This window comes from Streptomyces sp. NPDC014764 (assembly GCF_043082785.1).
GTDB lineage: Bacteria > Actinomycetota > Actinomycetes > Streptomycetales > Streptomycetaceae > Streptomyces > Streptomyces althioticus.
In genome coordinates this window covers 467,697-480,582 of sequence record NZ_JBIBXY010000003.1, presented here as the reverse complement: position 1 = coordinate 480,582, position 12,886 = coordinate 467,697, and the positions used below count along the sequence as shown (strand labels likewise).

Sequence of the window (12,886 nt, the reverse complement as noted above, 5' to 3'; positions counted from 1 at the left end):
GCGGAGGGGCCGTGCTCTTCGCACCCCGGAAGGAACGCCAGCCATGGCCATGGACGTCATCTCCGTCATCCGCACCAAGCGGGACCGCGGCGAACTCACCGACGAGCAGATCGACTGGGTCATCGACGCGTACACCCGCGGGGAGGTGGCCGACGAGCAGATGTCGGCCCTCGCCATGGCGATCCTGCTCAACGGCATGAACCGCCGGGAGATCGCCCGCTGGACCGCCGCGATGATCGCCTCCGGCGAGCGCATGGACTTCTCCTCGCTCTCCCGCCCCACCGCGGACAAGCACTCCACCGGCGGCGTCGGCGACAAGATCACCCTGCCGCTCGCGCCGCTCGTCGCCGCCTGCGGCGCGGCCGTCCCGCAGCTCTCCGGCCGCGGCCTCGGCCACACCGGCGGCACCCTCGACAAGCTGGAGTCCGTCCCCGGCTGGCGCGCCCTGCTCTCCAACGAGGAGATGCTGTCCGTGCTCGACACCACCGGGGCGGTGATCTGCGCGGCCGGCGACGGTCTCGCCCCCGCCGACAAGAAGCTCTACGCCCTGCGCGACGTCACCGGAACGGTCGAGGCGATCCCGCTCATCGCGTCCTCGATCATGTCGAAGAAGATCGCCGAGGGCACCGGCTCACTGGTCCTGGACGTGAAGGTCGGCTCCGGCGCCTTCATGAAGACGATCGAGGACGCCCGCGAACTGGCCTCCACCATGGTGGGCCTCGGCACCGACCACGGCGTGAAGACGGTCGCCGTGCTCACCGACATGTCCACCCCCCTCGGCCTCACGGCGGGCAACGCCCTGGAGGTCCGCGAGTCGGTCGAGGTCCTGGCGGGCGGCGGCCCCGCGGACGTCGTCGAGCTGACGATCGCCCTGGCCCGGGAGATGCTCGACGCGGCCGGTCTGAAGGACGCCGACCCGGCGAAGGCCCTCGCCGACGGCTCCGCGATGGACGTATGGCGCCGCATGATCGCCGCGCAGGGCGGCGACCCGGACGCGCAGCTCCCGGTCGCCCGCGAGCAGCACGTGGTGAAGGCCCCGTCGTCGGGTGTCCTCACCCGCCTGGACGCCTACGGCATCGGCGTCGCCGCCTGGCGCCTCGGCGCGGGCCGCGCCCGCAAGGAGGACCCGGTGCAGGCGGGCGCGGGCGTGGAGATGCACGCCAAGCCCGGCGACCAGGTCACCGAGGGCCAGCCTCTCCTCACCCTCCACACGGACACCCCGGACCGCTTCGACTACGCGCTCCAGTCCCTGGAAGGCTCCTTCGACATCGGCTCCGGTGCGGACTTCACCGCCACGCCGGTGGTCCAGGAACGCATCGCCTGACCTGCGCTTTTCCCCTTCGGACGAACGGGACCGGTGGACCCCCGCCGGTCCCGTTCGTCATGTCCGGGGGGTCCGCGGGCCCGGCCCGGCTCACCCCAGCACCGCCGCCACCGCCACCAGGACCGGCACCGACAGGGCCGTCGAGACGAGGATGGACTCCCGGGCCAGCCGTTCGCCGACGCCGTAGCTGCTCGCGTAGGTGAAGAGGTTCTGGGCGGCCGGGAGGGCCGAGGTGACCACCACGTCCAGGAGGTGGGCGCCGTGCAGGCCGAACACGCCGGCCGCCAGAGCCCAGGCCGCCAGCGGCTGACCCACCGCCTTCAGGCCCACGGCCAGCAGCACCGCGCCCCGGTCGCCGCTCCGCAGCGGCAGGGTGCTGCCCCGCAGCGAGATGCCGAAGGCGAGCAGCACCGCCGGGACCGCCATGTTCCCGATGAGCTGCACCGGGTCCCACACCGGGCCGGGGATCTCCACGCCCGCCGCCGACACCGCGACCCCCATGAGCGACCCCAGCGCGACCGGGTTGCGCAAGGGGGTCAGCAGCCGCCGCCACAGGGGCTGTTTCCCGCCCGCCGTCGACAGGTCGAGGATCGTCAGCGCAACCGGCGTGACCCCGACCAGCTGGAAGAGCAGCACCGGCGCCACCAGCGAGGCGTCCCCCAGCACGTACACGGCGATCGGGATGCCCAGGTTGCCGGAGTTGACGTAGCTGGAGCACAGGGCGCCGATGGTGGTGCGGCCCACGCCCCAGCCGCGCGCCACGCCCACCGCGACGAAGACGCCCGCCACCGCCGCCGTGCTCAGCGCGGTGACCAGCAGCCGGCCGGAGAAGACCACCGACAGGTCCGCGCGGGCGAGCGTGGTGAACAACAGGGCAGGGGACGCCACATGGAACGCCAGCTTGGTCAGCACCTCGCTGCCCTGCGTGCCGAGATTCCCCCGCCGCCCGATGAGGTAGCCGACGCCGATCACGACGGCGATCACCAGGAACCCGCTCAGCACCCCCTGCACAGTGGCCTCCCGTGACGGCCGAGGGCGCGGGACACCAGGGGAGACGATGATCTGTGGCGCATACAGGCAACCCTCCGGGGAGGGCCGCGCCCGGGTCAATGTGATCCTCGGCGCCGGGCACCCGCATCCTCCGTCACCGTGAGGGTGGAGAAACTGCACCCGGAGAACGCCGCCCGTGCCGCCCGCCGATGAGTTACCGGCCCACGGCCGGTCTACCGCTCGTGGACGCCATGACACCGCCCGTACTCGTGATCAGCGGCCCCCTCACCCCGGGAGAGGTGAGCGGGCCGTGCGAGGCGTTGCGCGCCCTGCTGGACGGCGGGGGGTCCGGTCGTGTCGTGGTGTGCGACGTCGCGGGGCTGGGACCGCCGGGACTGGCCGCCGTGAACCTGCTGGCCCGGCTCCAGCTCACCGCCCGCCGGGCCGGCGGACGGATACGGCTGCGCGACCCCTCACCCGCGCTGTGCGCCCTGCTCGACCTCGTCGGTCTCCGCTTCGAGACGGAGGGGCAGCCCGAACAGCGGGAACCACCGCTGCGTGTCCAGGAAGCAGTGGAACCCGGTGATCCGGCCGTCTGAAATCTCCAGCGCCTGGATCGCCCACGGGGCGAAGCCGCCGTTCTCCGGGTCGGGCTTGTACTGCGCGAACCCGGGCAGGCCGTTGACCCGCACCGGCACCAGCCGGGAGCCTGCGCACGGGGCGCCCAGCGTCGTGATGAAGCCCGTGATGTCGTCGGCGCCGGTCAGCCACAGGTCGAACGGCGGCATCGTCATGATGGCGTCCTCGTGCAGCAGGGCGGTGAGGGCCGACATGTCGTAGCCCTCGAAGGCGGCCACGTACCGGTCGAGGAGCTTCTTCTGGTCCTCGTCCAGCGGGTCGGAGACCGACGCGTCGGCGCCCGGCTCCCGCTGCTCGGCGAGCGTCGCCCGGGCCCGCTGCAGCGCGCTGTTGACCGACGCGACGGACGTGTCCAGCAGCTCGGCGACCTCGCTCGCCTTCCACGCCAGCACCTCGCGCAGGATCAGCACCGCCCGCTGCTTGGCGGGCAGCCGCTGCAGCGCCGCCATGAAGGCCAGCCGCACGGACTCCTTGGCGACCGCGGCCTCCGCCGGGTCGGCGGGCGTGGGCAGCACCCGGTCGTCGGGCATGGGCTCCAGCCAGGTGTGGTCCGGGCGGGGGGACAGGGCGGCCTGGGCGAGCGGCGTGGACTCCGTGAGGTCCATCGGACGGGCGCGTTTGTTGCCCGCGGACAGCATGTCGAGGCAGACGTTCGTCGCGATGCGGTAGAGCCAGGAGCGGAGGCTGGAGCGCCCCTCGAACTTGTCGAGGCTGCGCCAGGCACGGATCATCGTGTCCTGCACCGCGTCCTCGGCCTCGAAGGACGAACCGAGCATCCGGTAGCAGTACCCGGTGAGCTCCACCCGGTACCGCTCCAGCGTGGCGTCCAGGTCCGTCGTCGCCGTGCCGTTCGTCATCGTCCACCCACCCCAAGCGGCTTCATGGCGGGACGCCGTCGCGCCCACCACCTCGGAAGCTACCGCAGCCCACTGACAACGGCCCCCCGAGTGGACGAATCCGCAGGTAAGGGTGGTGCGGATCAGCCGGGCGCGCGCCCCCGCCCGGCCGTCAGGCGGGGGCGGCCTCCCCGGCCCGCGCCGCCGCCCGGGTCCCGGCCAGGGTGATCGCCGCGACGCCCGCCACCGCGACCAGACCGACCGCCACCGTCCCGGACCAGCCGCCGGCGTGGAAGGCCACCGCGCCCACCGCGCTGCCCGCGCTCGACCCGATGTAGTACGCGGACTGGTACAACGCGGCCGCCTGCGCCCGGCCCTCGGTCGCGGTCCTGCCCACGGCCGACGAGGCCACCGCGTGCCCCGCGAAGAACCCGGCCGTGATCAGCACCAGACCCAGCAGCACCAGCGGCAGCGTGCCCGCCAGCGACAGCAGCAGTCCGGCCGCGGTGGTCGCGCCGCCCGCGTACAGGGCGCCCCGGCGGCCCAGCCGGCCCACCAGCCGTCCGGCGGCGGACGCCGACACCGTGCCCACCAGGTACACCAGGAACACCGACCCGGCGACCCCCTGCGGCAGCGAGAACGGCTCCTCGGTCAGCCGGTACCCGATGACCGTGTACACACCGCCGAACACCGTCATGAACAGCGCGCCGATCGCGAACAGCCGCCGCAGCAGCGGGTTCCCGAGGTGGCGGCGGACCGTGCCGGCCAGCACGCGCGGCGCGAGCGAACCGGCCTCGAAGTGCCGGGGCGCCGGAAGCAGCAGCCGGAAGGCCACCGCGCACGCCACCGCGACCGCGCCGATCACGCCGACGGCGACCCGCCAGCCCCACTCCTGCGCCACCCAGCCGGTGATCACCCGGCCGCTCATCCCGCCGACGCTGTTGCCGGCCACGAACAGCCCGATCGCCGTCACCAGCGCCTTCGGCGTGACCTCCTCCGCGAGGTACGCCGTAGCCGACGCGGGCAGCCCGGCCAGCGCCGCGCCCTGCAGCGCCCGCAGCGCCACCAGCGCCCCGAGCGACGGGGCGAACGGCACCAGCAGTCCGAGGGTCACCGCGACGGCCAGCGAGGCGGTCATGACCGTACGCCGCCCGAACCGCTCCGACAGGGCGCTCATCGGCAGCACGAACAGCGCCAGGCCGCCGGTCGCCGCCGACACGGTCCAGCTCGCGTCGCCCGCGCCGACCGCGAAGTCGGAGGAGACCAGCGGCAGAAGGGCCTGGGTGGAGTAGAGGAGCGCGAAGGTCGCGACGCCCGCGAGGAACAGGGCGAGACTCATCCGGCGGTAACCGGGACCGCCCGGGGACATCCGGGTCTCGACGGCGGGCGGCGGGGCGGAGGGAACGGATGCGACGGCGTCCACGCGGGTGGACGCCCCGGTACTGGCGGGAGTCATGGCTCGAACGTACGGAGGCCTCCGCTGATCCGTCCAATGCATGGAATCGCCATAATCGTTCCCATGGTGCATCAGCAGAGGTCGGAAGGTCGCCTGTCACGAACCGGTGACACACGAGACAGAGCAGAGATGGCGCGGCTGCTCGCCCCGCGCCTCGCCCACTTCGCCGGCGTGGCCCGCACCGAGCACGTCACACGGGCCGCACAGGAGATGCAGGTGCCGCAGTCCACCCTCTCCCGCGCCCTGGTCCGCCTCGAGGAGGACCTGGGCGTCGAGCTGTTCGCCCGGCACGGCCGCACCGTCTCCCTCACCCCGGCGGGCCGCACCTTCTACGCCTCCGTCGACCGCGCCCTGGACGAGATCGGCCGCGCGGCCGAGGCGGTCCGCGCCGACGCCGACCCCGCCACCGGCAAGGTCGCCTTCGGCTTCCTGCACACCATGGGCGCCGAGACCGTGCCCGGCCTGCTGCACGCCTTCCGCGCAGACCACCCCGGCATCCGCTTCAGCCTCGTCCAGAACTACGGCGAGGCCATGCTGGAGGGGCTGCGCCGCGGTGAGCTGGACTTGTGCCTGACCTCGCCGGTGCCGTCCGCCCCGGACCTGGTGGCCCGCCGCCTCGACGAGCAGAAGCTGCGCCTCGTCGTCCCCGTCGACCACCGCCTCGCCGCCCGCCGCCGGGTCCGCCTGGCCGAGGCGTCCGACGAGACGTTCGTGACCCTGGAGCCCGGCTACGGGCTGCGCCGCATCACCGACGACCTGTGCGCCGAAGCGGGCTTCGCCCCGCGCATCGCCTTCGAGGGCGAGGAGGCCGAGACCCTGCGCGGCCTGGTCGCGGCGGGCCTGGGCGTCGCCCTGCTGCCCCCGCCGCCCTTCCCGCGCCCCGGCGTGGTCGAACTGACGGTGACCGCCCCCAGAGCGGCCCGGGAGATCGGCGTGGCCTGGCTCGCGGGCCGCCCGGACACCCCGCCGGTGGCGGCGTTCAAGAAGTTCCTGCTGTCGAAACGGGGCAGCCTGCTGCCGCGGTAGCGGCCGGCCTCAGTGCCGTAACGTCGTCCCGAACCCCGCCGCCAGCGGCATCCGCAGCCCCAGCGGCGGGGGAGCCGCCAGCGCGTCCTGCACCGGGCGGGAGAAGCCCCGGCCGAACAGCACGCCCATCACGAAGTCCTCGGCCAGCGCCAGCACTTCGTCCCGGTACTGGTTCAACCCGTGCCCGTCCGCGTGGACTTCGAAGCGGCACACCTCGCGGTTCGCCTTCTTCGCTCGGGCCGCCAGGCGGAAGGACAGCTCGGGGTCGGTGCGCGCGTCGTTCGTGCCGTGCACGATCAGCACCTGGCGGCCGGCGAGCTGCCTCACCGGCTCGGCCGGGGCCGTACCGTCCTCCTCCGGGAGCCAGGGGGCCAGCGCCACCACGGAGTTGACCGCCTCGTGGCCCGCCGCGCGCAGCGCCGCCCTGCCGCCCATGCCGAGGCCCACCAGGCAGACAGGCACGTCCCCGTAGCGCCGCAGGGCCTCGTCGGCGGCCCAGGCGGCGTCGTGCGCGAGGTGCGCCTCGTCGCCGTTCCAGCCGCGGTAGCGGTAGTGGACGACATGCGTGGCCAGATGCTGGTCGCGTCCCGCGCGGGCCAGGCGGCGTCCCAGGCCGCGTACGGAGACCGCGGACAGCGGTGACGGTCTGCGGGCGGAGGACTCCTCGCCGTTCGGGAGCAGCAGCGCCACCCCGTTCACCGTGGCCGGCTCCGAGCCGAGCGCCCTCCCCAGCCGGGCCGTACGTACCGGCGTCGCTTGCTGTGCCATGGCAGAACATTCTCAGAAGACGCGGTGGACGCGACCCGTCCGTGCGGTCACCTTTCCGTATCGGCGCTTCCGGGCACCGGGCGATCTACGCGCGTAGGAGTTATGGTGCGGAAATGACGAGCCAGACCATCGCGAACGCCCCCACCTCGGACCAGATCCGCAGGGCGCCCAAGGTTCTGCTGCACGACCACCTCGACGGCGGACTGCGCCCGGGCACCGTCGTCGACCTGGCCCGCGAGACGGGCTACACCGACCTGCCCCACACCGACCCCGACAAGCTCGCCCTCTGGTTCCACCAGGCCGCCGACTCCGGCTCCCTGGAACGCTATCTGGAGACCTTCACGCACACCGTGGGCGTCATGCAGACCCGTGACGCGCTGGTCCGGGTCGCCGCCGAGTGCGCCGAGGACCTCGCCGAGGACGGCGTCGTCTACGCCGAGGTGCGCTACGCGCCCGAGCAGCACCTCGAAGGCGGGCTGACGCTGGAGGAGGTCGTCGAAGCCGTCAACGAGGGGTTCCGCCAGGGCGAGCGGCTGGCCAGGGAGAACGGCCACCGCATCCGCGTCGGCGCCCTGCTCACCGCGATGCGGCACGCCGCCCGCGCCCTGGAGATCGCCGAACTCGCCAACGCCTACCGCGACCAGGGCGTCGTCGGCTTCGACATCGCGGGCGCCGAGGCCGGCCACCCGCCCACCCGGCACCTCGACGCCTTCGAGTACCTGAAGCGGGAGAACAACCACTTCACCATCCACGCCGGCGAGGCGTTCGGGCTGCCGTCCATCTGGCAGGCGCTCCAGTGGTGCGGCGCCGACCGGCTCGGGCACGGGGTGCGGATCATCGACGACATCCAGGTGTGCGACGACGGCACGGTGGAGCTCGGCCGGCTCGCCGCCTACGTGCGTGACAAGCGCGTCCCGCTGGAGCTGTGCCCCAGTTCCAACCTCCAGACCGGCGCCGCCTCCTCGTACGCCGATCACCCGATCGGGCTGCTGCGGCGGCTGCACTTCCGGGCCACGGTCAACACGGACAACCGGCTGATGTCCCACACCAGCATGAGCCGCGAGTTCGAGCACCTGGTCGAGGCTTTCGGATACACACTCGACGACATGCAGTGGTTCAGCGTCAACGCGATGAAGTCCGCATTCATTCCTTTCGATGAACGACTGGCCATGATCAATGACGTGATCAAGCCCGGATATGCGGAACTGAAATCCGAATGGCTGTTCCGTCAGACCGCTTCCACCAGCGCTTCTTCCCTCACGGAAGACTGAAAGGGGCGTCACTGGGAAAGGTGAACGCGCAACGCTTTCACCATCCGTCCGCATTTCGATGTTTGCGGCGGACGGGGGCGCCTGATTACGGTCGCAGCACCGCTCACATCCCCGTATCCCATTTCGAGGACGCCTTTCATGAAGCAGTCTGCTGTCAAGACCCTCGGTGTCGCCGCTCTCGGCGCCGCCTTCGCCGCCGCCGGTGCGGGCGCCGCCCAGGCGGCCCCGGCCCTCCCGGCCGCCCCGGGGCTGGACACCGTCACCCAGGCTCTGCCGGCGGGCCAGGCGGCCGGCGCGCTGCCCGGAGCGGCCGAGGCGCTGACGACGGGCCAGGACGTGGCCGGCAAGGGGCTCGGCACCGCCAAGCCGGTCGCCGGCGAGCTCGGCTCCCAGGTGCCGGGCGCCGGTCTCCTCGGCGGGCTGCCGGTGAACCAGCTGCCGACCAAGGGTCTCAACGTCAACGGCCTCCCGCTCGGCGGCCGCTGACCCTCCCGGCCGGAGACAGGCCGATGGGGCGCACCCGGAAACGGGTCGCGCCCCATCGGTGTACTCGGAGGTCCACGGCCCCGCGCGAGGCCTCAGGGAGATGATGCCGCGCAGGGACCGGGTGGCCGGCGTCCGGACGGCGCCTCGGGGGTGAGGGCGCCGCGCGGGCCGCCCTACCAGGCCGTGCGGGCCTTGTCCTCCGAGGGCAGCAGGGCCCACAGTGCCAGGTACAGCAGGAACTGCGGGCCCGGCAGCAGGCACGAGACCAGGAACACGACACGCATCGTCTTCGCGGAGGTGCCGAACCGCCGGGCCAGCCCGGCGCAGACACCGCCGATCATGCGGTCGTCGGTGGGGCGGGCGAGGCTGCTCATCGCGACTCCCTCGTGAACGGTGCGAGGCACCCCGTGCGGCTGCCTCAGTACCTCCACGTTACGGAGACGAAGGGGGCAAAGCGTCGCTCCACGGGGCGATCCCGACCCTGGGAATCGTCGGGGTCCGCCCCTGAGGGGCCTCCTCCCTCCGGACGGCCCCCTCCGTCGCCGGGCGGAGCGCCTCCCGGCGCAGCCAGGCGCGTCCGGCGGGCACCACGGCGGCGTGGGCGAGCGCGGCCCCCGCAGTGTTCAGCAGCAGCGAGTCGACGTCCACCACCTGGCCCGGAACCGCGGTCTGCAGCAGCTCCACGGCCAGCGACACCAGGGCGGCCGCGGCCATGGTGCGGACCAGCGAACCCAGCCGGGACACCGCCAGCCGGCCCCCCGCCATCGGCAGCAGCACGCCCAGGGGCGCGAGCAGCGCCATCGACTCCCCGGTGCGGCGCAGCCCCGTCGCCCAGCCCAGCGCGAAGTCGGCGCGGATCCCGTCCAGCGGCCGCAGATTGGCGGGCATCACCCACGGAACGTCCAGGGGGCGCAGCGTGTACCAGGCGACGAACGCCAGATGCGCGGCCAGGAGGACGCCTCCGGTCATACGGATACGTGATGCGGCGGTGCCGCCGATGAAGCCTTGACGCTGCACGCTCCCCAAGACGCGGCGTGCGCCTCGGCCGGTTCCGGGATGTTCCCCGTTCAACCGCTGAGGCGTGCACCACACTGCGGCGCCACGCCCGCGGGCACCCGCCGGGTCAGCTTCCGGTGGCCTCGGTGGAGGGCGGCCTCCCGGCCGCCGGACGGGTCCGTACGTCGTCGGTGCAGCGGTAGCGCCGCGGCGTCGCGTCGTCGGGCCCGCCCAGGATCACCGAGCCGTTGCCCTCGGCCGCCGCCGAGTCGGAGAAGGTGCACACGATCTGGGCGAGCGCCGTCGCGGACAGCTCGGCGGGCGGGGTGCTCAGCCGCAGCGTGTCCTCCGGGTCGCCGGCCCGCGGCCCGGTCACGGTCGTCCCCTGCCGCACCCGTGTGGTGTAGCCGGCCTCCCGCTCGGGCTCCGTCGGCTCCCGCGTCAGCTCGTCCATCAGGCCCTGTGCGACCAGCACCCGGCGCGCGTCCGTCGCGCCGTCGGCCACCCGCACCGCCCGGTCCACGGCCACCAGCGACGGCCCGCACACCAGGAACACCTGCACCGGCAGCCCGCGCTCGCCCTGCCCGGCCCTCTCGGGCTCGCCCAGGGAGCAGCGCACCCGGGAGGGCGCGGGACCGAAGTCGGTCGGCACCTCGGTCGCCCGGATCCCGCACCCGGCCAGCAGCGCGGCCAGCACCACGGCCCCCGCGAGGGCGGGCAGGGCGGCCCGGTGGCTTCCGTGCCGTCCGTGTCGTCCGTTCATCAGGCGTCCCCCTCGGCGCCCTCGTCCCCGGCGTCGCCGGTCTTGTCGCCGGACTCCGCGGCGGACACGTCCCGCGGCAGCCGCAGGGTGAACACGGCACCGCCCTCGGGCGAGTTGGCCGCCGTGATCTCACCGCCGTGGATGTGCGCGTTCTCCAGCGCGATGGACAGGCCGAGACCGCTGCCCTCGGAGCGCGGACGGGAGGCGCTGGCCTTGTAGAAGCGGTCGAAGACGTGCGGCAGGACCTCCTCCGGAATGCCCGGACCGCGGTCCCGCACCCGGATGACGACCGAGCCGCCCGACGCGTCCCCGTCCTCGCCGGGCTCCTCCCGCACCGACACCCGCACCGGCGAGCCGCCGTGCTTGAGGGCGTTGCCGATGAGGTTGGCGAGGATGACGTCCAGGCGGCGCGGGTCGATCCGGGCGTGGATGCCGCGCGCGGCGTCCAGCTCCACCGCGTCCAGCCAGGCGCGCGCGTCGATGCAGGCGGTGATCTGGTCGGCGACGTCGACGTCGTCGAGGACCAGACGGGCCGTGCCCGCGTCGAAGCGGGTGACCTCCATCAGGTTCTCCACCAGGTCGTTCAGCCGCCGGGTCTCGCTCACCACCAGCCGCACCGCGGGCTGGATCATCGGGTCGATGCCGCCGCCCTCGAACTCCAGCTCCTCCTCGAGGACTTCCGTCACGGCGGTGATGGCGGTCAGCGGGGTGCGCAGCTCGTGGCTCATGTCCGCGACGAACCGGCGGGACGCCTCGTCCCGCGCCGCCATGTCCGCGACCCGCTTCTCCAGCGCCTCGGCGGCCTTGTTGAACGTCCGTGACAGATCGGCCAGTTCGTCGGTGCCCGACACTCTCAGCCGGGTGTCCAGCTTCCCCTCCCCGAGCCGCCGCGCCGCGGTCCCCAGCCGCTGCACCGGCTTCAGCACGGTCGTCGCGGCGGCATGCGCGAGGAGGGCGGAACCTATCAGCGCCAGGCCGGTGGCGATGCCCAGCGACCAGGCCAGCGAGTTGAGGTCCTTCGCCTCCGGCTCCAGCGACTTCAGCATGTAGCCGGTGGTGCCGCCGCCGATCAGCTCGGTCCCGGCCACCAGGTACGGGGTGTCGTCCTCGACGATCCGCTGCCAGTACAGATGGTGCGGGTACTTGTTGTTCGACGTGACCTTCTGCCGCTCGGCCACCGCCTCGCGCAGTGACTCCGGCACGTCCCCCAGCGAGAAGCCGTTCAGCCCGCCCGAGCTGCCGTACACCGTCTGGCCCTCGGGGTTCTCGGCGACGAGCAGCACCGTGAAGCGCTGGCTGCTGTTGGCCATCTGGCCCGCCGTGCGCTGCAGTTCGTCCTGCCTGGGGTGCTCGGGCAGCGCGCCCGCGCGGTTCTGCATCTCCTGCTCGAAGGCGCGCAGCACCGCGTCCTGCGTACGCGTCAGCACCGACTCGCGGTTCAGCCAGTACGCGATCCCGGACGCGGAAACGGCGGCCGTCAGCGCGACCAGGCCGAACACGACGACCAGCCGCAGGCGCAGGCTCGTGAAGCGCAGCCGCGACGAGACTCCCTTGCGCGCCGCGGACCAGCCGCGGCCTCCCCCCTGGTGCTCCTGTGTCACTGAGGCGGATCCAGCCGGTAGCCGACACCGCGGACGGTACGGATCAGCGTCGGGGACGACGGCACGTCCTCGACCTTGGCGCGCAGCCGCTGGACGCACGCGTCCACCAGGCGCGAGTCGCCCAGGTAGTCGTGCTCCCACACCAGCCGCAGCAGCTGCTGACGGGACAGCGCCTGCCCGGGCCGCCGGCTCAGCTCGAGCAGCAGCCGCAGCTCCGTCGGGGTGAGCTGGAGGTCCTCGCCGTTCTTCGTCACCGTCATCGCCGAGCGGTCGATGACCAGGCTGCCGAAGGTCGCCGAGTCGCTGGACTCGCGTTCCCCGCGCCGCAGCACCGCGCGGATCCGGGCGTCCAGCACCCGGCCCTGCACGGGCTTGACCACGTAGTCGTCGGCGCCGGACTCCAGGCCGACCACGACGTCGATGTCGTCGCTGCGCGCGGTGAGCAGGATGATCGGCAGCTGGTCGGTGCGCCGGATGCGACGGCACACCTCGAAGCCGTCGATGCCGGGCAGCATCACGTCCAGCACGATCAAGTCCGGCCGCTGCTCGCGCAGCAGCTTCAGACCGTCCTCACCACTGGCAGCGGTCGCCACGCGGTGACCCTGGCGCGTCAGTGAGAGCTCCAGGGCCGTGCGGATGGCGTCGTCGTCCTCGATCAGCAACAGGGAAGGCACACGCTCATTCTGGCCCATGGAGGGCTTCCTGTTCGACCCGCGCGCGGTGGGTGCCC

13 protein-coding genes and 1 pseudogene are annotated in these 12,886 nt (G+C 73.1%); 5 read left to right on the top strand and 9 right to left on the bottom strand.

All coding sequences use genetic code 11. From position 1 onward, the window contains the following. Positions 1–49 precede the first annotated feature (49 nt). Positions 50–1,324 (top strand): thymidine phosphorylase, encoded by a 1,275-nt coding sequence (locus tag ACF1AG_RS10945; protein ID WP_391809685.1) that lies wholly within the window; start codon positions 50–52, stop codon positions 1,322–1,324. A gap of 90 nt (positions 1,325–1,414) precedes the next feature. Here ACF1AG_RS10945 and ACF1AG_RS10940 read toward each other — a convergent pair whose 3' ends face one another. Next, a complete protein-coding gene (locus ACF1AG_RS10940) occupies positions 1,415–2,335 on the bottom strand; it encodes an AEC family transporter (RefSeq protein WP_391809631.1) in 921 nt (306 codons plus the stop codon). Between the two features lie 188 nt (positions 2,336–2,523). Here ACF1AG_RS10940 and ACF1AG_RS10935 point away from each other — a divergent pair. Next, positions 2,524–2,766 (top strand): annotated as a pseudogene (locus tag ACF1AG_RS10935) (hypothetical protein); the annotation flags it as partial. 21 nt (positions 2,767–2,787) lie between these two features. Here the strand turns inward: ACF1AG_RS10935 and ACF1AG_RS10930 are convergent. Both ACF1AG_RS10930 and ACF1AG_RS10925 read right to left on the bottom strand, forming a co-directional pair. After that, on the bottom strand, positions 2,788–3,810 hold the full coding sequence (locus ACF1AG_RS10930) for a sigma-70 family RNA polymerase sigma factor (RefSeq protein ID WP_391809630.1): 1,023 nt from the start codon (positions 3,808–3,810) through the stop codon (positions 2,788–2,790). A gap of 151 nt (positions 3,811–3,961) precedes the next feature. After that, the gene (locus ACF1AG_RS10925; RefSeq protein ID WP_387794974.1) at positions 3,962–5,245 is read right to left on the bottom strand and encodes an MFS transporter; all 1,284 of its coding nucleotides are present in this window, start codon (positions 5,243–5,245) and stop codon (positions 3,962–3,964) included. Between the two features lie 63 nt (positions 5,246–5,308). On the opposite strand from ACF1AG_RS10925, the gene ACF1AG_RS10920 reads away from it, so the two are divergent. Then, complete coding sequence (locus tag ACF1AG_RS10920) at positions 5,309–6,271, top strand: LysR family transcriptional regulator (RefSeq protein WP_359601170.1); 963 nt, start codon at positions 5,309–5,311, stop codon at positions 6,269–6,271. 9 nt (positions 6,272–6,280) lie between these two features. Here the strand turns inward: ACF1AG_RS10920 and ACF1AG_RS10915 are convergent, their stop codons facing one another. Continuing rightward, positions 6,281–7,039: an alpha/beta hydrolase gene (locus tag ACF1AG_RS10915; protein ID WP_359601169.1), complete on the bottom strand. Its 759-nt coding sequence runs from the start codon at positions 7,037–7,039 to the stop codon at positions 6,281–6,283. Between the two features lie 113 nt (positions 7,040–7,152). On the opposite strand from ACF1AG_RS10915, the gene ACF1AG_RS10910 reads away from it, so the two are divergent. Both ACF1AG_RS10910 and ACF1AG_RS10905 read left to right on the top strand, forming a co-directional pair. Continuing rightward, a complete protein-coding gene (locus ACF1AG_RS10910) occupies positions 7,153–8,310 on the top strand; it encodes an adenosine deaminase (protein ID WP_391809629.1) in 1,158 nt (385 codons plus the stop codon). 138 nt (positions 8,311–8,448) lie between these two features. After that, positions 8,449–8,796 (top strand): ATP-binding protein, encoded by a 348-nt coding sequence (locus ACF1AG_RS10905; RefSeq protein ID WP_359601167.1) that lies wholly within the window; start codon positions 8,449–8,451, stop codon positions 8,794–8,796. A 173-nt stretch (positions 8,797–8,969) separates the two neighbouring features. Here ACF1AG_RS10905 and ACF1AG_RS10900 read toward each other — a convergent pair whose 3' ends face one another. The 5 genes from ACF1AG_RS10900 to afsQ1 form a co-directional block, all read right to left on the bottom strand. Continuing rightward, positions 8,970–9,170, bottom strand: a complete 201-nt coding sequence (locus tag ACF1AG_RS10900; RefSeq protein WP_359601166.1) for a PspC domain-containing protein — start codon at positions 9,168–9,170, stop codon at positions 8,970–8,972. A 58-nt stretch (positions 9,171–9,228) separates the two neighbouring features. Continuing rightward, the gene (locus ACF1AG_RS10895) at positions 9,229–9,765 is read right to left on the bottom strand and encodes a VanZ family protein (RefSeq protein WP_359601165.1); all 537 of its coding nucleotides are present in this window, start codon (positions 9,763–9,765) and stop codon (positions 9,229–9,231) included. A gap of 154 nt (positions 9,766–9,919) precedes the next feature. Then, entirely contained in the window at positions 9,920–10,555 is a 636-nt protein-coding gene (locus ACF1AG_RS10890; RefSeq protein WP_359601164.1) for a hypothetical protein, read from the bottom strand. Then, positions 10,555–12,156: a HAMP domain-containing sensor histidine kinase gene (locus ACF1AG_RS10885; protein WP_359601163.1), complete on the bottom strand. Its 1,602-nt coding sequence runs from the start codon at positions 12,154–12,156 to the stop codon at positions 10,555–10,557. Before ACF1AG_RS10885 ends, ACF1AG_RS10890 begins: the two co-directional genes overlap by 1 nt. After that, positions 12,153–12,830, bottom strand: coding sequence for a two-component system response regulator AfsQ1 (gene afsQ1, locus ACF1AG_RS10880; protein ID WP_033272295.1), 678 nt, complete (start codon positions 12,828–12,830; stop codon positions 12,153–12,155). Before afsQ1 ends, ACF1AG_RS10885 begins: the two co-directional genes overlap by 4 nt. Positions 12,831–12,886 lie beyond the last annotated feature (56 nt).

Coding starts and splice junctions, on each gene's coding strand:
- ACF1AG_RS10930 (WP_391809630.1), bottom strand. CDS start 3,810: ATGACGAACGGCACGGCGACGACGGACCTGGACGCCACGCTGGAGCGG.
- ACF1AG_RS10900 (WP_359601166.1), bottom strand. CDS start 9,170: ATGAGCAGCCTCGCCCGCCCCACCGACGACCGCATGATCGGCGGTGTC.
- ACF1AG_RS10895 (WP_359601165.1), bottom strand. CDS start 9,765: ATGACCGGAGGCGTCCTCCTGGCCGCGCATCTGGCGTTCGTCGCCTGG.
- ACF1AG_RS10945 (WP_391809685.1), top strand. CDS start 50: ATGGACGTCATCTCCGTCATCCGCACCAAGCGGGACCGCGGCGAACTC.
- ACF1AG_RS10910 (WP_391809629.1), top strand. CDS start 7,153: ATGACGAGCCAGACCATCGCGAACGCCCCCACCTCGGACCAGATCCGC.
- ACF1AG_RS10905 (WP_359601167.1), top strand. CDS start 8,449: ATGAAGCAGTCTGCTGTCAAGACCCTCGGTGTCGCCGCTCTCGGCGCC.
- ACF1AG_RS10890 (WP_359601164.1), bottom strand. CDS start 10,555: ATGAACGGACGACACGGACGGCACGGAAGCCACCGGGCCGCCCTGCCC.
- ACF1AG_RS10920 (WP_359601170.1), top strand. CDS start 5,309: ATGGTGCATCAGCAGAGGTCGGAAGGTCGCCTGTCACGAACCGGTGAC.
- ACF1AG_RS10925 (WP_387794974.1), bottom strand. CDS start 5,245: ATGACTCCCGCCAGTACCGGGGCGTCCACCCGCGTGGACGCCGTCGCA.
- ACF1AG_RS10915 (WP_359601169.1), bottom strand. CDS start 7,039: ATGGCACAGCAAGCGACGCCGGTACGTACGGCCCGGCTGGGGAGGGCG.